Here is a 20,043-nt window from a genome sequence, read left to right as displayed (position 1 = left end):
CTGCTAGAATTTGACCTGTATCAATGTGAGTGACGGTCGATACTTCTAGTTTACGGATCAAGGCTGTTCCCGGAGGGGGGATGGTCACTCGAGTGTGTTCAGTATCGCGAGGGAAGACATGAACAGCACACTAACCGCAAACCGCCATACAGGCGGCGCATGGACCATGGGGGTTCTCTTCGCCCTCGGGGCCGTCGTCAGCCTGCTTTGGATGGCAAAAGCGCCGAGCCCTGAGATGGGCTTTCACGCCTTCATCTTTTTCGCCTTTTTCACGCTCGGCTGTTTCGCTCTGGTGAAGCGCCAGTACGACTTGGCCGGCGCTCCCGCAGTTCCGACAGCCGATGACGATGTCGGCTATATGGACGGCGTGATTCGCGCCGGTGCGATCGCCTCCACCTTCTGGGGCGTGATTGGCTTTACCGTTGGTCTCGTGATCGCCCTGCAACTGGCCTTTCCGGTCCTGAACTTCGACCTCCCCTGGACGAATTTCGGCCGCCTGCGCCCGCTGCATACCTCGGCGGTGATCTTCGCCTTCGGCGGTAATATCCTGATCATGACGTCGTTCCACGTTGTGCAGCGGACCTGCAAGGCCCGCCTGGCCGGCGGCCTCGCCCCCTGGTTCGTGTTCTGGGGCTACCAGCTCTTCATCGTGCTGGCGGCGACGGGTTACGTGCTCGGCATCACCCAGAGCAGGGAATATGCGGAACCGGAATGGTATGTGGATCTCTGGCTGACCATCGTCTGGGTGGTCTATCTGCTGGTCTTCCTCGGCACCATCTGGAAGCGGAAAGAGCCGCACATCTACGTCGCGAACTGGTTCTATCTCGCCTTCATCATCACCATCGCGATGCTCCACATCGTGAACAATCTCGCCCTGCCGGTCTCCCTTACCGGTGCGAAGAGCTATTCCGCCTTCGCCGGGGTGCAGGATGCGCTGACGCAATGGTGGTACGGGCATAACGCCGTCGGCTTCTTCCTGACCGCCGGCTTCCTTGCCATCATGTACTACTACATTCCGAAGCGGGCGGAGCGTCCGGTCTATTCCTACCGGCTCTCGATCATCCACTTCTGGGCGCTGATCTTCCTCTACATCTGGGCCGGTCCGCACCACCTGCACTACACGGCGCTGCCGGACTGGGCGCAGACCCTCGGCATGACCTTCTCGATCATGCTCTGGATGCCGTCCTGGGGCGGAATGATCAACGGCCTGATGACGCTATCGGGCGCTTGGGACAAGCTCCGCACGGACCCGGTCCTGCGCATGCTGGTCACCTCCGTGGCCTTCTACGGCATGTCCACCTTCGAGGGCCCGGTCATGTCCATCAAGGCGGTGAACGGCCTCAGCCACTACACCGACTGGACCGTCGGCCACGTGCATTCCGGTGCGCTCGGCTGGGTCGGCATGGTCAGCTTCGGCGCCCTCTACTGCGTGGTTCCGATCCTCTGGAACCGTGAGCGGCTCTATTCGCTGCGCCTCGTCGGCTGGCACTTCTGGATCTCGACCATCGGCATCGTGCTGTACATCACCTCGATGTGGGTCTCGGGCATCCTGCAGGGCCTGATGTGGCGTGCCTACGACACCCTCGGCTTCCTGGAATATTCCTTCGTCGAGACCGTCGAGGCCATGCATCCCTTCTATGTGATCCGGGCTCTCGGTGGCGCCGTCTTCGTCGCCGGTTCCCTGGTCATGGCTTACAACCTCTACCGCACCATGCGGGGCGATCTTCGTGACGAAGCCCCGTTCGTGGGCGCGCCTGTGCGCGCACCCCGGGGCGCGGTCGCGGCGGGAGAATGATCGATGTCGCTGCTCAATAAACACGCCATCTTCGAGAAGAACTCGATCCTGCTCTGTGTCGGGATCCTGATCACCGTCGCCATCGGCGGCCTGGTCGAGATCTCGCCGCTCTTCTACCTGGAAAGCACCATCGAGAAGGTGAAGGGCATGCGTCCCTACACCCCGCTCGAGCTCGCGGGCCGGAACATCTATATCCGCGAGGGTTGCTACAACTGCCACAGCCAGATGGTGCGGCCGTTCCGGGACGAGGCCGAGCGCTATGGCCACTACAGCCTCGCCGCGGAGAGCATGTACGACCACCCGTTTCAGTGGGGCTCGAAGCGGACCGGTCCGGACCTCGCCCGGGTCGGTGGCCGCTATTCCGACAACTGGCACGTGGCGCACCTCAACAATCCGCGCTCCGTGGTCCCGGAATCGATCATGCCGGGCTATCCGTTCCTCGCGAAGAAAGAGCTGAAGATTGACGACATGGCAGGTCACCTCGCAGCCAATCGCGGCGTCGGCGTGCCCTACACGGACGAAATGATCGAGAGTGCCGTTCTCGACGCGCAAGTCCAGACCAATCCGGACGCCGACGAGGTGGATGCGTTCATGGCCCGATATCCAAAGGCGCAAGTGCGCGACTTCGACGGCAATCCGGAAAAACTCACCGAGATGGACGCGGTTATCGCCTATCTCCAGATGCTGGGCACGCTGGTCGATTTCGACCTCTACGCCCAGGATCCGGCCCTGCGTTAGGAGGCAGCGATGGATTATCACACAGTCTCTGCCTTCGCGCAGACCTGGGGCCTCGTGTTCCTGGTCGTCATGTTCCTCACCGCAGTCACCTACGCACTGTGGCCGAGCAACCGGGGCAAGTTCAAAAAAGCCGCGCACATGCCGCTTGAGGAGGATTGACCGTGGCTCACAATGTCGAAAAGGACGCGGTGACCGGCGTCGACACAACGGGTCACGAGTGGGACGGTATCAAGGAACTGAACAACCCGCTTCCGCGCTGGTGGCTCTGGACCTTCTACATCACTATCGTCTGGTCGATCGGATACTGGGTCGTCTATCCGGCCTGGCCGCTGGTTTCCAGCTACACCGAAGGCATGTTCGGCTATTCCTCCCGTCAGGAGGTCATGGACCGGATCGCCGAGGCGAAGGAAGCCCAGTCGGCCTATCTTGGAAAGATCGAGTCCGCCTCGCTTGACGAGATCCGGAACGACGGCGAATTGCTGAACTTCGCCCTCGCGGGCGGCCGTTCGGCCTTCGCGGTCAACTGCTCCCAGTGTCACGGTCAGGGCGCTCAGGGGTTTGTCGGTTATCCGAACCTGAACGACGACGACTGGATCTGGGGCGGCAAACCGGAAGAGATCATGCAAACGATCAATTTCGGTATCCGGTCCGCGCATGACGACACCCGCTTCAGCCAGATGCCGGCATTCGGCACGGATGAAATCCTAGAGCGTCCGCAGATCAACGCGGTCGTCGAATATGTCCTGAAACTTTCCGGTCAGGAGCACGATGCTGCTCTCGCCGGGACCGGGCAGGAGATCTTCGTCGAGCAATGTGCCGCATGCCACGGCGAGAACGGCAAAGGCATGCGTGAGTTGGGCGCGCCTAATCTGTCCGACTCGATCTGGCTCTATGGCGGCGATCGCGAAACTCTTCGTGCAACGGTCACCAACGCCCGCTACGGCGTGATGCCGGCCTGGACCGGACGTCTCGACGAGGCGACGATCAAGCAGCTTGCCGTGTATGTGCATTCTCTCGGCGGCGGCGAGTAAACCTTCTCACTCCCGCCGGTTCGCCGGCGGGAGTGCCCCTTTCTTCCGGGCCAGGACCGACCCGGAACAGTGACAGCAAACCCACTTAAACAGGTCACCCATGGATCAGGCCAGCCAGGTTTCGAGCCCAGCCACCGCCCCTCAGGCCGCAGTCGAGAAGATCGACGTCGATGCGGTCAACAAGAAAGAGGAGCGGTCCCTCTACAAGGCCCGGGTCAAGATCTACCCGAAGCGGGCCACGGGCACGTTTCGCAAGCTTAAATGGCTTGTCATGGCCGCCACGCTGGCGGTCTATTACCTCGCCCCCTGGATCCGCTGGGACCGCGGCCCGAACGCGCCCGACCAGGCCATCCTGATCGATTTTCCGGCGCGGCGTTTCTACTTCTTCTTCATCGAGATCTGGCCGGAGGAGGTCTATTACCTGACCGGGCTGCTTATCATTGCCGCCCTCGCCCTCTTCCTCGTGACCAGTCTCGCCGGCCGTGTCTGGTGCGGCTATACCTGCCCGCAGACCGTCTGGACGGACCTCTTCATCTGGGTCGAGCGTCTGGTCGAAGGCGACCGCAGTGCCCGCATCCGGCTCGACAAATCGCCGCTTTCTCTGAACAAGGTCGTGCGCAAGGCAACCAAGCACGTGCTCTGGCTGCTGATCGGAGCTGCGACCGGCGGCGCGTGGATCTTCTATTTCGCCGACGCACCAACTCTGTTCGTGGACGTGTTCACCCTTCAGGCTCCGCTGGTCGCCTACAGTACGATCGCGGTCCTGACAGCCACGACCTACACTTTCGGCGGGATGATGCGCGAGCAGGTCTGCACCTTCATGTGCCCCTGGCCCCGCATTCAGGGCGCTCTGGTCGACGAAGACTCGCTCATCGTCTCCTACAAGGACGACCGGGGCGAACCGCGGGCGCCGTTCCGCAAGAACCAGGACTGGTCGGCCCGCGGCGACTGTATCGACTGCAACCAGTGTGTCGCCGTCTGCCCGATGGGCATCGACATCAGGGACGGCCAGCAGCTCGAGTGCATTCACTGTGCGCTCTGCATCGATGCCTGCAACGAGGTAATGACGCGGATCGACCGGCCACTGAACCTGATTTCCTACGACACCTACGTGAACCACGAGCGCAGGGCAGCCAACCAGCCGACGCAGAAACCGCGCCTGATCCGGGCACGGACCGTCATCTATTCCGCGCTGATCTCCGTCGTCGGCCTGATCATGCTGGCGACCCTGCTGACCCGTTCCACGCTCGACATCAACATCCTGCATGACCGCAATCCGCTGTTCGTGACGCTTTCCGACGGCAGCATCAGAAACGGCTACACGATCAAGATCCTGAACAAGCAGCACGACGTGCGTCGGTTCGAGGTCGCGGTCGAGGGCCTGGAGAACGCGGTGATCTCGGTGGTCGGCCACGAGGGTACCAGCGGGCTCGAAGTACCGGCCGACCGGCTCGCCCAGTTCCGTGTCTTCGTCGCGGTGCCCGCGAGCTCTCTCGCGGACGAACAGCAGGATTTCGACTTCGTCGTCACCGATCTCGTTGACGGAAACCGCGCGGTCAACGACACCATATTCAGAGGTCCCGACAAATGAGCGATCTGACCATGAACGCACCGACGAAGCTCACCGGAAAGCACGTGCTCTTCGCCCTGATCGGCTTCTTTGCCGTGGTGATCGGCGTGAATGTGGTCTTCATCGTCGTCGCGCTCGACAGCTGGACGGGCCTGACCACGCCGACCTCCTATCAGGAGGGATTGCACTACAACAATGTCATCCAGGATGCCGAAGAGCAGCGCGCGCGCGGATGGTCCGCCGATATCACGGTCACCCGCGACGCGGCGAAACCCGACATCTATGCGGTCACGGTCTCGGCCCTGCTGACGAACAAGGGCGGGGCACCGGTCGCGGTGGACAGCGCAACCTTGAGCTTCCGGCATCCGATCAACGAGAAGTACGATCAGACGCTTGCCCTTACTCCGGGCGCCGACGGCCGCTACGAAGGCAGCGCCGAACTGCCGGTGGCCGGCAATTGGGATACCCGTTTGAGCGTACGAACCGCTGACGGCACGAGTTTCCGCCAGGACGGAAGCATCTGGATCAAGTAGGCCCGGCCATGAGCATCGCGACAGAGACTCCGACAGAGGCAGGCAAGACGGAAGCGGCGCCGCTCGCGAGTTGCTGCGAAATCGCCGCCGCCATGGATCTGGCCGAAGACGTTATCCGCCCGGCGGACGTCGCGAGTTATGTCAGCGCCGGTCCCGACGGCGTATCCGATCTTCACCTGATCGTCCGCAATATGCACTGCCCCTCCTGTGTGCGGCAGATCGAAGGCAGCCTCGGCGCCGAATCCGGAGTCCTGGTGGCGCGCCTCAACGCGACGACACGGCGCCTCCATCTGCGTTGGAAAGAGCCCGAGACGAGCGCCGCCGCGCTGGTCGAGAAACTCGCGGATCTCGGTTACGAGGTCAGTCCCTACGACCCCGTGAAGCTGGCGGCATCCGCCAATACGGACGACAGGGAACTGCTCAAGGCCATGGCCGTCGCCGGCTTCGCCGCCGCGAACGTGATGCTGATCTCGGTCGCCGTCTGGGCCGGTCTCGCCCAGGACATGGGCGAAGCGACCCGCGCGCTGATGCATTGGGTCGCCGCCCTGATTGCGCTGCCGACGGTCGCCTATGCCGGACGTCCCTTCTTCCGCTCCGCGCTCTCCGCCGTCAGCCACGGGCGCACCAACATGGACGTGCCGATCTCGCTCGCCGTGCTGCTGGCCGCCGGCATGAGCCTCTTCGAGACCACGCGCGGCGGCGAGCATGTGTATTTCGACGCCTCCGTCAGCCTGCTCTTCTTCCTGCTGATCGGCCGCTTTCTCGACCGCTCGCTCCGGCGCAAAGTGGAATCCGCCGCGCAAAACCTGCTCGCGCTGAAAGCAGTTTCCGCGACTGTGATCGGCCCCGACGGGGGATATGTCTCACAGCCTATCGATATGATCAGGCCGGGCATGAAGGTCGCGGTCGCCGCCGGTGAGCGCTTCCCGGTCGATGGCGTCGTGACGTCGGGACGGACCGAGGTGGATACCTCCATGGTCACCGGCGAATCCGTTCCGCGCGCCGCCGGTCCCGGGGAAAAGGTGTTCGCCGGAACGGTCAATCTCGGCGCCCCGGTAACCGTCACCGTGACCGCGACCGACGAAGGTACCCTGCTCTCCGAGATCGTCGGCCTGATGGAAGCCGCCGAACAGGGCCGCGCCCGCTATGTCCGTCTCGCCGACCGCATGGCGCGCTGGTACGCGCCCGTGGTTCATTCGCTGGCTCTGGCGACCTTCGCCGGCTGGATGCTGTTCGGCGGGATGAGCTGGCAGGCCGCCCTGCTTGTCTCCATCACCGTTCTGATCGTCACCTGCCCCTGCGCTCTCGGCCTCGCCGTGCCCGCGGTGCAGGCCGGTGCCGTCGGCCGCTTGCTGAAGGCCGGCATCCTCGCCAAGTCGGGCGACGGGCTGGAACGGCTCGCCGCGATCGACACCGTGGTCTTCGACAAGACCGGCACCCTGACGCTCGGCCGTCCGGAGCTGCTGGACCGTCACGACATTCCCCTCGCGGACCTGAAACGCGCCGCCGCGCTCGCCGCTGCCAGCCGTCATCCGCTGTCGCTCGCCATCCGCCGCGCCGCCGGGCCGACCGGCGCGATGAACGGTGTCGAGGAGATCCCCGGACAGGGGCTTCGCGCCATGGATGGCACGACGGAGATCCGACTCGGCCGCCGGGAGTTCGTCGGCGTACAGCCGGAGGACGGCATGTTGCATGACGGCCCCGAGCTCTGGCTTGCCGTCGGCGCGCACCGGGTGCAGTTCCGCTTCCGCGACACACCGCGGGCTGATGCCGCTGCGACCGTTTCCGCACTCAGGGCACTCGGTCTCTCTGTCGAGCTTCTGTCGGGCGACCGGCCTGCCGCCGTGGCCCGACTGGCCGAAGACCTGAACATCGGCCTGTGGCGCGACAGCTGCAGCCCGCAGGACAAGATCGCCCGGCTGGAGGAGCTGGCAGCCGAAGGCCGCAAGGTGTGCATGGTGGGCGATGGCCTGAACGATGCGCCTGCCCTCGCAGCGGCCTTTGCTTCCATCTCCCCCGGCAGCGCGGCCGATGCCAGCCAGACCGCGGCCGATTTCATCTTCCAGGGCGATCGCCTCGCGCCGGTCCTGGAAGCGGTGAAAACCGCGCGCTCGGCGCGCGTGCTGGTCCTGCAGAACTTCACCCTTGCGCTCGCCTATAACCTGATCGCCGTGCCCATCGCGGCGGCCGGTTTCGCCACGCCGCTGATCGCCGCCATCGCGATGTCGGCCTCGTCCCTCGTGGTGACCCTGAATGCACTCAGGATCAAGCTGGGCCAAGTTGCACCCGGAGTCGAAAGATGACCGCTCTCGGTTTCCTCATCCCCGCCGCCCTTTTGCTCGGTCTGATCGGTCTGGTGGCATTCCTCTGGGCCCTCAAGAATGGCCAGTTCGAGGATCTCGACGGCGCCGCGCACCGGATGCTCGACGAGGACTGAAAGCTCCATCACGTCAGCGTGACAGGCGAAGATGGCGGATGAGTTGATCCGCGAGATGAGCCACTCTCCGGTTCATGAGAAGGATAAGACGACCACTTGCGGCGATATTTCTCGCACTCATTTTCCAAGGTACCGCCGGCGCCGATGACGGCACCCAGCAGTGCGGAACCGAAGAGCCCTGCCATATCGCCAGCGGCAGCTACTACGCCAAGCCGCCATCCGGCTGGGACGGCACGAGCGCCCTTCCCGCGGTGATCTATTTCCATGGTTACAAACAAAGCGGGCGCACTGTCCTCGGCATGAAAGCCCTCATGCGAGCAGCAGACGAGTCCGGGATCCTGGTTGTGGCTCCGAACGGGACGGAGGGGCGCTGGGCCGTCAGGGGCGCGCCGTCAGCGCTGCGGGACGACATCGCATTCGCCCGCGATCTGGTGCGGGACGTCTCCACCAAATGGCCGCTCGACCCGAAGCGGCTCTGGGTTTCCGGCTTCTCGCTCGGTGGCTCCATGGCCTGGGACGTCGCCTGCCTCACGGGAGATCTTTTCGCCGGCTTCATGCCCGTCTCCGGCGCCTTCTGGCGCCCTCACCCGAGCGACTGCCCGAGCGGGCCGGTGACCATGCTGCATGTACACGGCCGCGGCGACAAGGTGGTCCCGCTCGCAGGCCGGACAATCCGGGACCGCTGGCGGCAGGGCAATGTACTGGAGGGCTTCGAGTTCTGGCGGGAGCATGACCGATGCGGCACCGACGAGATCCAGAGCACCGGCGACAAGGGATTGCATTGCCGGGAATGGCGCGGCTGCTCCGGCGGAAAGCGTCTCGCGCTCTGCCTCTATGACGGCGGCCATGCCGCGCCGAAGGACTGGTACCCCAAAGCCTTCAGGTGGTTGCAGGAAGCGGTCCCGCCGCGCGGCTGAGGCAGATCCCGTCTTATTCCGGCCGGACACCGTCGAACGCCCTGCGGTAGGCATGCCAAGTGGCATGCCCGATCAGCGGGAAGGTCACCGCGAGACCGATAAAACAGGTGACGATACCGACCGCCGTCAGCATCACGATGAGCCAGGCCCAGACCATGAGCGGCCAGAAGTTGCGCCGGATCATCTGCACGCTTTCCACGACCGCGGTAACGGCATCGACATCGCGCACCATCAGCATCGGCACGGAGAAAACCGTCACGGCGAACACCGCCGCCGCGAGCACACCGCCGAACGCGGTCCCGAGCACAAGCAGGCCGAGGCCGTCATAGGTGAAGAACAGGATGCTGATCGACTCTTCCAGCCCCGGAAACGGCTGGGTCCCGAGAAACAGCGCGTAAAGCAGCGTCGCGACGCGGATCCAGATCAGGTGCACGACCATCAGGATCACGCCGAGATAGGCAAGCTGGGTCGGGTTCTTCACCGGGACGAAGAGCGCGGTCCGGAGTGAAACCGGCTCGCCCGCCTCCCGGCGCCGGCTGGTCTCGTAGAGCCCGACCGCCAGCATCGGTCCCATCAGCATGAAGCCGGCGGAGAGCGGCAGGAGAAGATGCGGAACGTTCAGGAGGAACAGCGTGCTCGCCAGACCGAGGCTGACAAGGGTGAAGCCGATGCCATAGGTGAGACTGATTCCCGGCACAGCCAACATGTCGCGCCATCCGGCAGCGAGCCATTCCCACGGCTCGTCCGGTTCCATTCCAGCGCCGCTCATATGTACCGTATCCGCAGACACCATAGGGATCCTCCAATTCCACCGCTCTTTATCTTCGACGTCCCGAGAGGGATCGTTTGGCGGCGGCATGTTCGACACCAGTGTCACCTTCAATTTCCTCTGGAAACAAGTCAAAAACATTGATCCAGATCAATGTTTGCGTTGGCTTTTTGCCGAAAATCGCGAATGGCCAGCGGGCTGCAGCGGCGACAGGATCAGGTCATGAAGAAACCAATAAACGACGGCGCGGAAGTTTCGATCGAGTTCCCGGACAAGGCCTATCTCGGCTATTTCCGCAGCGACAGCTCGTTCGAGGTCGAACGGGAACGGGACAGCATCGCGCTCAAGCTTGTCCATCCCGGAGACGACAAACGGATCGCCTCCTTCCATCTGCACGATTATCTGCTTGCCGATGTGCTCGCCGCCACGGCCGATTGCCTCGCCGAAGCCGAGATTGCCCCTCCCCAGCGCACGGCCCTCCTGGAGGCGGCGGAAAAACTGGCCGTGGCGCTAAAGCGGTAAAACCTCCGGCCCGATCGAAGACCGAGCCCATTGCGGAGCATTGGCGAGCGTGTAACGCTGCCTTATCGGACGGAGACCGCATCGCGGTCCGCCCCGAGGAGGGAGACTCAAGATGAAATCGAAGCTCGTTGCCGCCGCATTTCTGGCCGCTACGTTCGGTATCGCGGGCACCGCCGCCGCCAAGGACAGCCTGACGCTCGGGATCGGCCTCGAGCCTCCGCATCTCGATCCGACCGCCGGCGCCGCCGCGGCGATCGACGAGGTGGTCTATGCCAACGTTTTCGAGGGCCTGACGCGGATCGGCCCCGACGGCGCCGTGCTTCCCGCCCTCGCCAGTTCCTGGACCGTTTCGGACGATGGGCTCATCTACCGATTCGTCCTTCGGGACGGCGTGAAATTTCATGACGGCACGGATTTCGATTCCGCCGACGTCCGGTTCTCCCTCGACCGCGCCATGGCCGAGGGCAGCACCAATGCACAAAAAGGCCTGTTCGATCCGATAGACAAAGTCGAGACACCGGACGCGAAGACGGTCGTCATCACCCTGAAACGTCCGACCGGCCACTTCCTCTTCAATCTCGGCTGGGGCGATGCCGTCATGGTCGCCCCCGAGAGCGCGGAGAGCAACAAATCGAACCCGGTCGGCACCGGCCCGTTCACCTTCAAGCGCTGGGCGAAAGGTGCGGAGATCAGACTTTCCCGGAACGATACCTATTGGGGCTCGAAGGCGAAGCTCGCCAGCGTCAGTTTCAAGATCATGCCGGATGCCGCCGCGTCAGCCGCAGCGCTGATGTCCGGAGATGTCGATGTGTTCCCGAATTTCGGCGCCCCCGAACTTCTGGAACAGTTCCGTGCGGATCCCCGTTTCGAGGTCACTGTCGGAACCACCGAAGGCGAGACCATCCTCTCGATGAACCACGCCAACGAGGCTCTGAGCGATATCCGCGTGCGGCGGGCGATTTCCCACGCGATTGACCGTCAGGCGATCATTGACGGCGCGATGTTCGGATCCGGCACGCCCATCGGCAGCCATTTCGCCCCGCACCACCCGGCTTATGTCGACCTGACGGGCCTGTATCCGCACGACCCGACGAAGGCAAAGGCCCTGCTGGCCGAAGCGGGCTATGCGAGCGGGCTCAAACTGCGCCTGACCCTGCCGCCGCCCAGCTATGCGCGGCGCGGCGGAGAGATAGTCGCGGCCCAGCTCGCCGCGGTAGGCATCCAGACGGAGATCATCCCGGTCGAATGGGCACAATGGTTGAAACAGGTGTTCAAGTCGACGGACTACGACCTGACCATTGTCTCCCATACCGAACCGTTCGACATCGGGATCTATGCCCGCGACAGCTATTACTTCAATTACAAGAGCGACCGCTTCAACGAGGTCTATGCAGACCTGACCGAAGCCGTGGATCCGGAAAAGCGCAATGCCCTGATCGGCGAAGCGCAGAAGATCCTGGCCGAGGACGCGGTGAACGGTTTCCTCTTCGAGCTGGCGCAGAACGGCGTATGGCGCAAGGACATCAAGGGCCTCTGGGCGAACCGTCCGGTCCAGGCGAACGACCTGACCGGCGCCTACTGGGAGTAACCCGCAGCCGGACGGACACTCTGCAATGCTCGGTTATGCCGCTCGGCGGCTGACGGCTCTGGCGGCGACCCTCTCGGTCGCCGCCCTCGTTATCTTCCTGGTCATGGAGATCCTGCCCGGCGACCCGGCGGAGGTCATGCTTGGCCTCAACGCGCAGCCTGACACGCTTGCGGCATTACGTGCCCAAATGGGCCTCGACCGCCCGGCGCCGGAGCGGTTTTTCACCTGGGTGACGGCCTTCCTCTCCGGCGATCTCGGCATCAGCTATACCTACGACGTCCCCGTCTCGGAACTCATCGCCGAGCGCATGATCGTCACCCTGCCACTCGCCCTGATGGCGATCCTGATTTCCACCGCTATCGCCCTGCCTTGCGGCGTACTCGCCGCCCGGTCCCGCGGTCGCTTCACCGACAGCTTCATCATGGGGGTCGCGCAACTCGGTGTCGCAGTGCCGAATTTCTGGTTCGCGATCCTTCTGATCCTGCTCTTTGCCGTGACCCTCGGCTGGACCAGCGCCGGCGGCTTCCCAGGCTTCGAGGACGGCATCCTCCCGGCGCTCGGCGCTTTGCTGCTGCCGGCGATCGCGCTCGCCCTCCCCCAAGCTGCGATCCTCGCCCGGGTGACACGTTCGGCGGTCGTCGAGGTGCTGGGCGAGGATTATATCCGAACCGCCCGCGCCAAGGGCCTGTCCGGCGGCGCCGTACTCTGGCGCCATGCGGTGCGCAACGCGCTGGCGGCACCACTCACGATCATGGGGCTGCAGTTCAGCTTCCTGCTCGCCGGCACGGTGATCATCGAGAACGTCTTCTATCTCCCGGGGCTCGGTCGGCTGATCTTCCAGGCCATCGCCCAGCGCGACCTGATCGTGGTCAAGGACGTCGTCGTTCTGCTCGTCGCCCTCGTCATCACGGTGAACTTCATCGTCGACCTGCTCTACGCCTGGACCGACCCGCGGCTGCGGAAGGCCGGCAGCGATGTCTGAGCCCCGGATCCCCGCATCTGTCCCCACGCGTACCCCGTTCAGGCGCCGCGCCATCCGGCATCCGGGCTTCGTCCTCGGCGGAGCGATAAGTCTTCTGGTGCTGCTGACCGCCGCCCTCGCCCTTGTCTGGACCCCACACTCCGTCACCGAGCTCAACATCGCCGGAAAGCTCCGCCCGTTCTCCGCAGCACACCCGCTCGGTACCGATCATTTCGGTCGGGACATTCTCTCCATGCTCATGGTCGGCGCCGGCAACTCGGTCCTGGTCGGCAGCGTCGCCGTCGGGCTCGGCGTCGGAGTGGGCGCGCCGCTCGGCCTGCTGGCGGCGATGCGGCCCGGCCTGATCAGCGAGGCGGTCATGCGGGCAAGCGATCTGGCTTTCGCCTTCCCGGCTCTGCTGACCGCCGTGATGATCACCGCGATCTACGGACCGGGAACCGTGAACTCGATCATCGCGATCGGGATCTTCAACGTCCCCGTCTTCGCCCGTCTGACCCGCGGCGTCTCGCTCTCTATCTGGCAGATGGAATATGTCTCGGCCGCGCGCGCGACCGGTGTGCCGCCGCTGCAGATCGCGCTCAGGCACATGCTGCCGAACATTGCCAGCCCCCTGATCGTGCAGGCCACGATCCAGTTCGCCCTCGCCATTCTCGCAGAGGCCGGGCTCAGCTATCTCGGTCTCGGCACCCAGCCGCCACAACCGAGCTGGGGCAAGATGCTGCATGAAGCGCAAACCATGCTCTATTTCGCCCCGATGCTCGCGATTCTGCCGGGAGCGAGCATCGCCGTGACGGTCCTCGGGCTCAATCTGCTCGGGGACGGATTGCGCGATCTGCTCGACCCGAAGCTGCGGAGAGGCTCGAACCGGCGGCTTTCGAGGACCTGACCCCCAGGATTGCCTGTTGGCGCGCGCCCGCGCAGAAATTATGCTTTTGACGCCCGGGGATACTGCCTATCTATGACCGGGTATGAACATTGCCCGGGCCGGGCTTTCGGGAGCGCTGCAAGATGGGTCTTCGATCCGCCAGGGAGGAAATCTTCTTCCTCTCGAGATGGCTACGCGCACCGCTCAAGACCGGAGCGGTGCGGCCGAGCGGCCGAGATCTGACGAGGCTCATCGCGCACGCTGTAGCGGATACCGCTCAGGATGAATGGGTTGTCGAACTCGGCGGCGGCACCGGCGCAGTGACACGGGCGCTTCTCGGAGCCGGCATCTCGCCCCAGCGTCTCGTCGTTCTGGAACGGGACCCGGCACTCTCCGCCTGGCTGCGCCGCGATTTTCCCGGAACCACCATCATCGCCGGCGATGCGGAACATCTCCGGCGCCATCTCGCACGGCGCGAGATCAGCGGCGTGCGCCGGATCGTCTCGAGCCTCCCCCTGCTTTCCCTGCCTCGGGCACAACGCAAGGCCATCCTCGCAGAGGCGTTCCAGGTCCTCGGGAGCGAGGGCTCTCTGATCCAGTACAGCTACGGGCCATCCTGCCCGGTTTCACGCGCCCTCAGAGCCGAACTCGGAATCGAAGCCCGCTCGCTCGGCTTCGCCTGGCGCAACCTGCCGCCTGCCCGCGTCTGGGAGTTGCGGAAGACGATGCGCGGATCCGCACAACAGGAAAAGTCCCAGGCGGCTGCGTAACGCCCGACGAAGGGCTCAGGCTTCGTGATGACGGACGATGTAGCGCCCGTCATCAAAACCCGTGAACTGTTCTGAAATGGACGGGTGATTCACCGGACCGTTATCGCTGTCGTCGAGCAGGTTCTGCTCAGAGACATAGGCGACGTAGTAGGTCTCCGGGTTTTCCGCGAAAAGGTGATAGAACGGCTGATCGCGGCGCGGCCGGCGGTCTTCCGGAATGGCTTCGTACCATTCCTCCGTATTCGCGAATTCGGGATCCACGTCGAACACGACGCCCCGAAAATCGAACATCCTGTGCCGAACAACTGCGCCGATACCGAATTTGGCTTCGACTACCTTAACCACGGCCTATCACTCCGTTGTTTTTGCTCGTGTCTTGTGGAACTTGTCCGGATTACCCGTCAGCGTCAACCGTCGCGAGGCGTAGGCCTGCGCGGAAAGACACTGTCTCGTTCCGTTCTCGACGCGACAACTTTCTTGTTCAGACGCAACTTTGCATACAATGTGATGGAAAGCGAACGGTTCCGTTCGAAATCAAATAAAGTCGGGGAGGTACGAATGTCCGTTGCGGCCGTGCGCGATCAGCTTTTCGGATACCTGAACGGCCGGTTCTATTACGGCTGGGTGATCCTCTCCATCGCCGGTCTCGGGCTCTTTACCAGCGGCCCCGGACAATCCCATACCTTCAGTGTCTTCGTCGACCCGATCAGCGCCGATCTCGGGATTTCGAGTACCGAGATCGCGTCCGCCTACGGGACCGCCACCCTCTTCGCCGCACTCTGCCTGCCGTTTGCCGGGCGCCTGGTGGATCGTTTCGGCCCGCGCCGGATGGCGGGTGCAATCGTCTTCTGCCTTGGCCTTGCCTGCCTTTTTTTCGGCGCCGCCGCGAATGTCATCTGGCTTGCTTTCGGATACGGTTTCCTTCGCTTTTTTGGCCAAGGCGCCTTGATGCTCACCTCCGCCAACCTGACCTCCCGCTGGTTCGCGAAGAAGCGTGGCACAGCAATGGGACTAATGGCTCTCGGCTTCGGAGCCTCTATCGCCGTGCACCCACCGTTGGCTCAGTTTCTCATCGACACTGTCGGTTGGCGGGAGGCCTGGACCTTTCTCGGCTTGCTCACCTGGGTCCAGATGCTGCCTGCCATATGGCTGCTCGTCATAGACAGTCCGGAAGAAAAGGGATTGAGACCGGATGGCGAAAGTCGACCAAGACCAGTCGCGGGCTCAACCGAGACAAAGGAAGACGACATTCCTGGTCTTACGCTTTCTGAAGCACTGAGGACATCGACTTTCCACCTGATCTGGTTCAGCATGGCCTCCATCGCCATGCTGGTGACCTCCCTGCATTTCTACCAGGTGAAGATCTTTACCGCGCAGGGCCTCGACCCGAAGGTCGCCGCCTGGGTATTCCCGATCACCGCCTGCACGATGGTCGCGATGATGCCGCTCGTCGGCCGCTTGCTCGATCGCCTCAAGACCCGCTATGCCCTGTCGCTGGCCCTGCTGGTGCAGGCAAGTGCGCTTCTCATGGTGACCCAGGTCAGCGACGTGCCTACGGCCATTTTCCATGCCGCTCTCTTCGGTCTCAACAATGCCTGCAGCATGACCCTGTTCGGCTATATCTGGCCGCGCTTTTTCGGCCGGCGCCATCTCGGCAGCATTCAGGGCACAGGACAGATGATCATGGTGGTCGGCGCCTCGATCGGCCCGCTGCCGATCGGGTATGCCTTCGATACCTTCGGCTCGCCGACCCTGATGATCCAGGGACTGGCGCTCTATCCGGCGGCCTGCGCCGTGCTGGCGCTCTTCATCAGGACCCCGGCAGGCGTTCCCGTCGAAGACCATCTCGAATAGCGACGGGCCATCACTCGAGGGACTGAAGCCGTTCCGCAGGCAAGGTGACGGTGACGGTCGTTCCCCGATTGAGCTGGCTTTCGATCTTCAGAGCCCCACCGTGCGCCTGGGCAATCGCCTGGGTGAGATAGAGACCGAGCCCGGCACCTTCGATCGAGCGACTGTAAGTCTCGTCGGTCGCCTGTTCGAACGGATTGAGCACGCGTTCGAGATCGGTCTCTCGAATTCCGATTCCGTTATCCTTCACCGAGAGTGAGATACCCGTTTCCGCATCGACCATGAGCTTGAGCTCGATCTCGCCTCTCGGATCGGTGAATTTCACAGCATTGGTCAAAAGGTTCATCAGAACCTGGCGCACCTGGCGTTCATCGCCCCGGAACCCGATCGGGCCCCGCGGAAGTTCCGCGGTGAACTTGTGCCCCTTCTCGACCAGCTTCGGGCGGATCATGGCGATCGTCGCGGAAACCGACCTGCCGATATCGAACATGTCCTCCTTGAGTCCCATTTCGCCGAGTTCGATCCGCGAGACGTCGAGGATGTCGTTGATCAGCTCCAGCAGATGGGCTCCCGCGGAATGGATATGGTGGACGAACTCGACATATCGCTCGCTCCCGATCGGCCCGAACATCTCCTTCTGAAGCAGATCCGAGAACCCGATGATACTGTTGAGCGGCGTGCGCAATTCGTGGCTCATGTTGGCCAGGAACTGCGTTTTTGCGAGACTTGCGAGATCGGCCCGATGCAGGGCCTCTTCGAGCTGGCGGGTCTTCTCCGCGACCTTGCTCTGGAGATCGTGAGCCTGGCGCTTGCGGACCGAAATGTCGCGAAACCAGACGATCCGGGCCGCATTTCCCTCGAACGTAATCGGACGCCCGCTCAACAGCATCCAGTGCGTCTCGCCGTCGGCGGCATCGAGCTGAACTTCATACTCCGTCATGGACATACTGAAGTTCGGATCGGCCAGCACGGCCATGAGGTTGTCAGGCTCCCCGTCACCCCGACGCGGCGCCTCGGCCGACAGTGACGCCAGAAAATCCGGACCCAGCCAACTCTTGAGGGGTGTGTTTGCGACCAGACAAGCATTCGTGTCGTTGCAGAGAACCAGCACCCCGACGGGACAATCCTCCAGAATGTCGCGAAGAGACACAATCTCCGCCCCAACCGCCGCAATCTGGATGTCCGCGTTCGACAGTTCCGTTAGGACGGTCGCGAGGCCGCCATCGTGACAGGGACGGCTATCGACACGAACCATGCGGCCCGACTCCAACAATACGCGTAAATCTTCTCGCGGCTCGCAAAGTGCGAGGTCGCCCGTCAGGAGATCGGAGGCGAACCCATTCAGCAACCGGACGTCTTTGTGAGTCTTCTGCAAGACATGGATATCGCTCGCGTCCATGCCAAGCGACAAAGTGCCGTCAGGCATGCCGAGCAGTTCGAGCACAGCAGCGTTAAAGGCCTCGAGGCGTCCGCTTCGCCCCCAGAGAACCACGCCATCCCGCGTCGGATCGGGAGCCTTCCGGAACACGCTCTTGATAACGTCTTCCACATCCGCGGAGAGATCGGTGTTCCACAGTTCATTCATCGCTACTTGTCGGCAAACTCTTATTCTTGCCGGCCCCAGAATATAAAATGCAGCGATTTCAATAAAACAATCCCGGCGAATACTCCACAAAATATAAGTGAGATATTTAACCAAGATTTCCGGTTATTTTGCGAAAATCTCACCAGTCAATAGTGCAAGCCGGTCCGTGCAGTCTGCTTAGAGAAGTCCGAGATTTTGCAACGCATCGGCCAGATCGTCGCCGAACTGGGCTCCCTTGCGAACAATCGGCACTGAGTCGGGCAACCCGCGAAGCAGCTGATTGTCCCGCGCAAACGCCGTCAAAAGCGCACAGGGGATCGCTTCCGTCGCCTTCATGGCCTTCAGGGCGCGGACAAAATCGACGCCATCGAGGCCGGGCATGTTGGCGGACACAAACACGCAGTCCGGACGGGTCTGGTAGACATATCCGATCGCCTGGATCGAAGACTGCAGATGCGTGACGCGATAACCGCAGGCTTCCAACTCCTTCGTCACGAGCCTGGCTTGCGCCCCGCCTTCCATGATCAGACCGACTTCGACATCCGTGATAGAGACATCCGCAATATCGAAACGGGAGCGCATCGGTAGGGAGCGGACAATGGTATCAATCGGCCCTTCGCGGGAAATCCGCCCGTCCACCACATCTCCGATGCGATCTACAAAAATCCGGACATCTTCCAGCTTCAGTGGCGCGGAGACGTCGGAGGCGCCGAGATAATCTTCGAAACGATGCGCCAGTACGGTCAGATTGGGATAGTCGAACGTCCCGCCGGATCCTTTCAGCGAGTGAACTATGCGCGCGATGTTCACAAGTTCCGAAGTTTCGAGCCCGCCGCGTTCCACCGCTGCATCGAGCATGCCGTCAAGCTGAGCAATGCTATCGTTCGCCTGATCCAGAAACTCCTGGTGCAACTGTGCTAGATGTTTCTCGAAATCTTCCATCACCTGATCCTGACCACTCTGTACAGCGGAATTGCATCCATTGCCGGGCCCGCCCGAAAACGGCGCTTTTGGTATTTCGTTAACCTGCAAACGTTACCATTCGGTTAGGAACCGCGGTCCCGGCCAGATTATTCTCACGCCGTCCGAAGCGGGTCCATCACTCAGTGCGACAGGCAAATGCCGTAGCTTCGGAGAGCCTTCAGGAATGAAGAAGATACTTCATGTCGATGACGAGAAGGACATCCGGGCCGTTGCCAAGCTCGCCTTGCAGTCCGTCGGCGGCTTCGAACTGACGTCTTGCGCATCGGGGCAGGAAGCGCTCGATTGCGTGGCGGAAACCGCGCCGGACCTGATCATGCTGGACGTCATGATGCCGGGCATGGATGGCCCTTCTACCTTGATCGAGCTTCGCAAACGCGAGGACGTCTCGGGAGTTCCTGTAATATTCATGACGGCAAAGACGCAGCAGGACGAGATCCGCAGTTTGCTGGAGCTTGGCGCGATCGGCGTTATCGCAAAACCGTTCAATCCGATGAAACTGAGCGAGGAAGTCCTGAAGGTCTGGTCAGCCTGGAAAGAGAGCGAAGCGAAAACCTGAGCCCCTTTGGTCAGAACGGCACGGTGCCGATTTCGGGGTCGGCGAACATCCGGTCCGCGTCCGAGAGGAGACTTCGGTAGGCTTCTGTCAGTCCGCTCAACTGCACGTCGCCAAGGCGCTCCAGATCGCCGGAAGGTACGCTGCAGCAAAACTCCTCGAGCGCACGTGCGCTTCTGGAGACTTCCGCATACCCGTAGGTACCGGAACTTCCCGCAATTGTGTGGGCCTCGCGCCTCATCGCATCCAGCGCCGCGAGCCGGTCCGTCTCTCCGGCATCACTCTGGAGCACGGCCATCTGACTTTGCAACAATTCGATGCGTCCCTTGCAGATATCGAGAAATTCGGAACGAAGCCTGATGAACGCTTCCCTCATGCTGGTGTCTGACACTTTGAGATCCCTTGTTCTTAGTTCCTTGCAACCGCCCCGGCCGAAATCCGGCTGTTGCCGGAACCAGCTGTTTCGGGAATAGCGCCGAAGAGCTTTCCACCGGCAATCCTGCGCGAAGCGGCAAATTGCCTCGGATCGGAGCAGAAACCGCAAGAGCGCAAC

The 20,043-nt window shown here is 62.6% G+C and carries 21 protein-coding genes; 16 read left to right on the top strand and 5 right to left on the bottom strand.

The annotated features are described in order from the left end of the window. The first annotated feature begins 358 nt into the window (after positions 1-358). The 9 genes from ccoN (at position 359) to IG122_RS02975 (ending at position 9,021) form a co-directional block, all read left to right on the top strand. Complete coding sequence (ccoN, locus tag IG122_RS03015) at positions 359-1,795, top strand: cytochrome-c oxidase, cbb3-type subunit I (protein WP_226893307.1); 1,437 nt, start codon at positions 359-361, stop codon at positions 1,793-1,795. 3 nt (positions 1,796-1,798) lie between these two features. Next, positions 1,799-2,533: a cytochrome-c oxidase, cbb3-type subunit II gene (ccoO, locus tag IG122_RS03010; RefSeq protein WP_193180247.1), complete on the top strand. Its 735-nt coding sequence runs from the start codon at positions 1,799-1,801 to the stop codon at positions 2,531-2,533. A gap of 9 nt (positions 2,534-2,542) precedes the next feature. Next, positions 2,543-2,692 (top strand): cbb3-type cytochrome c oxidase subunit 3, encoded by a 150-nt coding sequence (locus IG122_RS03005; RefSeq protein WP_193180245.1) that lies wholly within the window; start codon positions 2,543-2,545, stop codon positions 2,690-2,692. A 2-nt stretch (positions 2,693-2,694) separates the two neighbouring features. Then, positions 2,695-3,564: a cytochrome-c oxidase, cbb3-type subunit III gene (ccoP, locus tag IG122_RS03000; RefSeq protein WP_193180243.1), complete on the top strand. Its 870-nt coding sequence runs from the start codon at positions 2,695-2,697 to the stop codon at positions 3,562-3,564. 100 nt (positions 3,565-3,664) lie between these two features. Beyond that, positions 3,665-5,155 carry a cytochrome c oxidase accessory protein CcoG gene (gene ccoG / locus IG122_RS02995; protein WP_193180241.1) on the top strand — a complete coding sequence of 497 codons (1,491 nt, stop codon included), beginning with the start codon at positions 3,665-3,667 and terminating at the stop codon, positions 5,153-5,155. After that, complete coding sequence (locus IG122_RS02990; RefSeq protein ID WP_193180240.1) at positions 5,152-5,667, top strand: FixH family protein; 516 nt, start codon at positions 5,152-5,154, stop codon at positions 5,665-5,667. Before ccoG ends, IG122_RS02990 begins: the two co-directional genes overlap by 4 nt. Before the next feature lie 8 nt (positions 5,668-5,675). Next, positions 5,676-7,970 (top strand): heavy metal translocating P-type ATPase, encoded by a 2,295-nt coding sequence (locus IG122_RS02985; protein ID WP_226893275.1) that lies wholly within the window; start codon positions 5,676-5,678, stop codon positions 7,968-7,970. Next, entirely contained in the window at positions 7,967-8,104 is a 138-nt protein-coding gene (gene ccoS, locus IG122_RS02980) for a cbb3-type cytochrome oxidase assembly protein CcoS (RefSeq protein WP_193180239.1), read from the top strand. Before IG122_RS02985 ends, ccoS begins: the two co-directional genes overlap by 4 nt. Positions 8,105-8,178: 74 nt before the next feature. Beyond that, positions 8,179-9,021 (top strand): alpha/beta hydrolase family esterase, encoded by an 843-nt coding sequence (locus IG122_RS02975; protein ID WP_193180238.1) that lies wholly within the window; start codon positions 8,179-8,181, stop codon positions 9,019-9,021. Between the two features lie 13 nt (positions 9,022-9,034). On the opposite strand, the gene IG122_RS02970 is transcribed toward IG122_RS02975, so the two are convergent. Next, positions 9,035-9,814 (bottom strand): DUF2189 domain-containing protein, encoded by a 780-nt coding sequence (locus IG122_RS02970; RefSeq protein ID WP_226893274.1) that lies wholly within the window; start codon positions 9,812-9,814, stop codon positions 9,035-9,037. A 198-nt stretch (positions 9,815-10,012) separates the two neighbouring features. Here IG122_RS02970 and IG122_RS02965 point away from each other — a divergent pair, with 198 nt between their 5' ends. The 5 genes from IG122_RS02965 (at position 10,013) to IG122_RS02945 (ending at position 14,517) form a co-directional block, all read left to right on the top strand. Then, the gene (locus IG122_RS02965) at positions 10,013-10,312 is read left to right on the top strand and encodes a hypothetical protein (protein WP_193180235.1); all 300 of its coding nucleotides are present in this window, start codon (positions 10,013-10,015) and stop codon (positions 10,310-10,312) included. 112 nt (positions 10,313-10,424) lie between these two features. Next, the gene (locus tag IG122_RS02960; RefSeq protein WP_193180234.1) at positions 10,425-11,900 is read left to right on the top strand and encodes an ABC transporter substrate-binding protein; all 1,476 of its coding nucleotides are present in this window, start codon (positions 10,425-10,427) and stop codon (positions 11,898-11,900) included. A gap of 25 nt (positions 11,901-11,925) precedes the next feature. After that, positions 11,926-12,882 carry an ABC transporter permease gene (locus IG122_RS02955; RefSeq protein WP_193180233.1) on the top strand — a complete coding sequence of 319 codons (957 nt, stop codon included), beginning with the start codon at positions 11,926-11,928 and terminating at the stop codon, positions 12,880-12,882. Then, positions 12,875-13,768 (top strand): ABC transporter permease, encoded by an 894-nt coding sequence (locus tag IG122_RS02950; protein WP_193180232.1) that lies wholly within the window; start codon positions 12,875-12,877, stop codon positions 13,766-13,768. The genes IG122_RS02955 and IG122_RS02950 overlap by 8 nt, the downstream gene beginning before the upstream one ends. Positions 13,769-13,890: 122 nt before the next feature. Continuing rightward, complete coding sequence (locus tag IG122_RS02945; protein ID WP_193180231.1) at positions 13,891-14,517, top strand: class I SAM-dependent methyltransferase; 627 nt, start codon at positions 13,891-13,893, stop codon at positions 14,515-14,517. Between the two features lie 15 nt (positions 14,518-14,532). Here the strand turns inward: IG122_RS02945 and hspQ are convergent, their stop codons facing one another. Continuing rightward, positions 14,533-14,862, bottom strand: a complete 330-nt coding sequence (gene hspQ, locus IG122_RS02940) for a heat shock protein HspQ (RefSeq protein WP_292879494.1) — start codon at positions 14,860-14,862, stop codon at positions 14,533-14,535. Between the two features lie 213 nt (positions 14,863-15,075). Here hspQ and IG122_RS02935 point away from each other — a divergent pair, with 213 nt between their 5' ends. Further along, positions 15,076-16,371: an MFS transporter gene (locus IG122_RS02935; protein WP_193180230.1), complete on the top strand. Its 1,296-nt coding sequence runs from the start codon at positions 15,076-15,078 to the stop codon at positions 16,369-16,371. Positions 16,372-16,381: 10 nt separating this feature from the next. On the opposite strand, the gene IG122_RS02930 is transcribed toward IG122_RS02935, so the two are convergent. Both IG122_RS02930 and IG122_RS02925 read right to left on the bottom strand, forming a co-directional pair. Beyond that, the gene (locus IG122_RS02930) at positions 16,382-17,953 is read right to left on the bottom strand and encodes a sensor histidine kinase (RefSeq protein ID WP_193180229.1); all 1,572 of its coding nucleotides are present in this window, start codon (positions 17,951-17,953) and stop codon (positions 16,382-16,384) included. Positions 17,954-18,130: 177 nt separating this feature from the next. Beyond that, the gene (locus IG122_RS02925) at positions 18,131-18,895 is read right to left on the bottom strand and encodes an ATP-binding response regulator (protein WP_193180227.1); all 765 of its coding nucleotides are present in this window, start codon (positions 18,893-18,895) and stop codon (positions 18,131-18,133) included. A 205-nt stretch (positions 18,896-19,100) separates the two neighbouring features. On the opposite strand from IG122_RS02925, the gene IG122_RS02920 reads away from it, so the two are divergent. Next, positions 19,101-19,493, top strand: a complete 393-nt coding sequence (locus IG122_RS02920) for a response regulator (RefSeq protein ID WP_193180225.1) — start codon at positions 19,101-19,103, stop codon at positions 19,491-19,493. A 10-nt stretch (positions 19,494-19,503) separates the two neighbouring features. Here the strand turns inward: IG122_RS02920 and IG122_RS02915 are convergent, their stop codons facing one another. After that, entirely contained in the window at positions 19,504-19,881 is a 378-nt protein-coding gene (locus IG122_RS02915; RefSeq protein WP_193180224.1) for an Hpt domain-containing protein, read from the bottom strand. Between the last annotated feature and the right edge of the window lie 162 nt (positions 19,882-20,043).

Source organism: Nisaea sediminum, from assembly GCF_014904705.1.
GTDB lineage: Bacteria > Pseudomonadota > Alphaproteobacteria > Thalassobaculales > Thalassobaculaceae > Nisaea > Nisaea sediminum.
The sequence above is the reverse complement of the archived record's forward strand: the minus strand, read 5'-3'. Positions and strand labels throughout refer to the sequence as shown.

What these genes read in the sequence shown, in the direction of transcription:
- IG122_RS02990 (WP_193180240.1), top strand. Translation starts at nt 5,152, where the DNA reads ATGAGCGATCTGACCATGAACGCACCGACGAAGCTCACCGGAAAGCAC.
- ccoG (WP_193180241.1), top strand. Translation starts at nt 3,665, where the DNA reads ATGGATCAGGCCAGCCAGGTTTCGAGCCCAGCCACCGCCCCTCAGGCC.
- IG122_RS02965 (WP_193180235.1), top strand. Translation starts at nt 10,013, where the DNA reads ATGAAGAAACCAATAAACGACGGCGCGGAAGTTTCGATCGAGTTCCCG.
- IG122_RS02985 (WP_226893275.1), top strand. Translation starts at nt 5,676, where the DNA reads ATGAGCATCGCGACAGAGACTCCGACAGAGGCAGGCAAGACGGAAGCG.
- IG122_RS02960 (WP_193180234.1), top strand. Translation starts at nt 10,425, where the DNA reads ATGAAATCGAAGCTCGTTGCCGCCGCATTTCTGGCCGCTACGTTCGGT.
- IG122_RS02935 (WP_193180230.1), top strand. Translation starts at nt 15,076, where the DNA reads ATGTCCGTTGCGGCCGTGCGCGATCAGCTTTTCGGATACCTGAACGGC.
- ccoN (WP_226893307.1), top strand. Translation starts at nt 359, where the DNA reads ATGGACGGCGTGATTCGCGCCGGTGCGATCGCCTCCACCTTCTGGGGC.
- IG122_RS02930 (WP_193180229.1), bottom strand. Translation starts at nt 17,953, where the DNA reads ATGAATGAACTGTGGAACACCGATCTCTCCGCGGATGTGGAAGACGTT.
- IG122_RS03005 (WP_193180245.1), top strand. Translation starts at nt 2,543, where the DNA reads ATGGATTATCACACAGTCTCTGCCTTCGCGCAGACCTGGGGCCTCGTG.
- IG122_RS02950 (WP_193180232.1), top strand. Translation starts at nt 12,875, where the DNA reads ATGTCTGAGCCCCGGATCCCCGCATCTGTCCCCACGCGTACCCCGTTC.
- IG122_RS02955 (WP_193180233.1), top strand. Translation starts at nt 11,926, where the DNA reads ATGCTCGGTTATGCCGCTCGGCGGCTGACGGCTCTGGCGGCGACCCTC.
- IG122_RS02970 (WP_226893274.1), bottom strand. Translation starts at nt 9,814, where the DNA reads ATGGTGTCTGCGGATACGGTACATATGAGCGGCGCTGGAATGGAACCG.
- ccoS (WP_193180239.1), top strand. Translation starts at nt 7,967, where the DNA reads ATGACCGCTCTCGGTTTCCTCATCCCCGCCGCCCTTTTGCTCGGTCTG.
- IG122_RS02920 (WP_193180225.1), top strand. Translation starts at nt 19,101, where the DNA reads ATGAAGAAGATACTTCATGTCGATGACGAGAAGGACATCCGGGCCGTT.
- IG122_RS02925 (WP_193180227.1), bottom strand. Translation starts at nt 18,895, where the DNA reads ATGGAAGATTTCGAGAAACATCTAGCACAGTTGCACCAGGAGTTTCTG.
- ccoO (WP_193180247.1), top strand. Translation starts at nt 1,799, where the DNA reads ATGTCGCTGCTCAATAAACACGCCATCTTCGAGAAGAACTCGATCCTG.
- IG122_RS02975 (WP_193180238.1), top strand. Translation starts at nt 8,179, where the DNA reads ATGAGAAGGATAAGACGACCACTTGCGGCGATATTTCTCGCACTCATT.
- IG122_RS02945 (WP_193180231.1), top strand. Translation starts at nt 13,891, where the DNA reads ATGGGTCTTCGATCCGCCAGGGAGGAAATCTTCTTCCTCTCGAGATGG.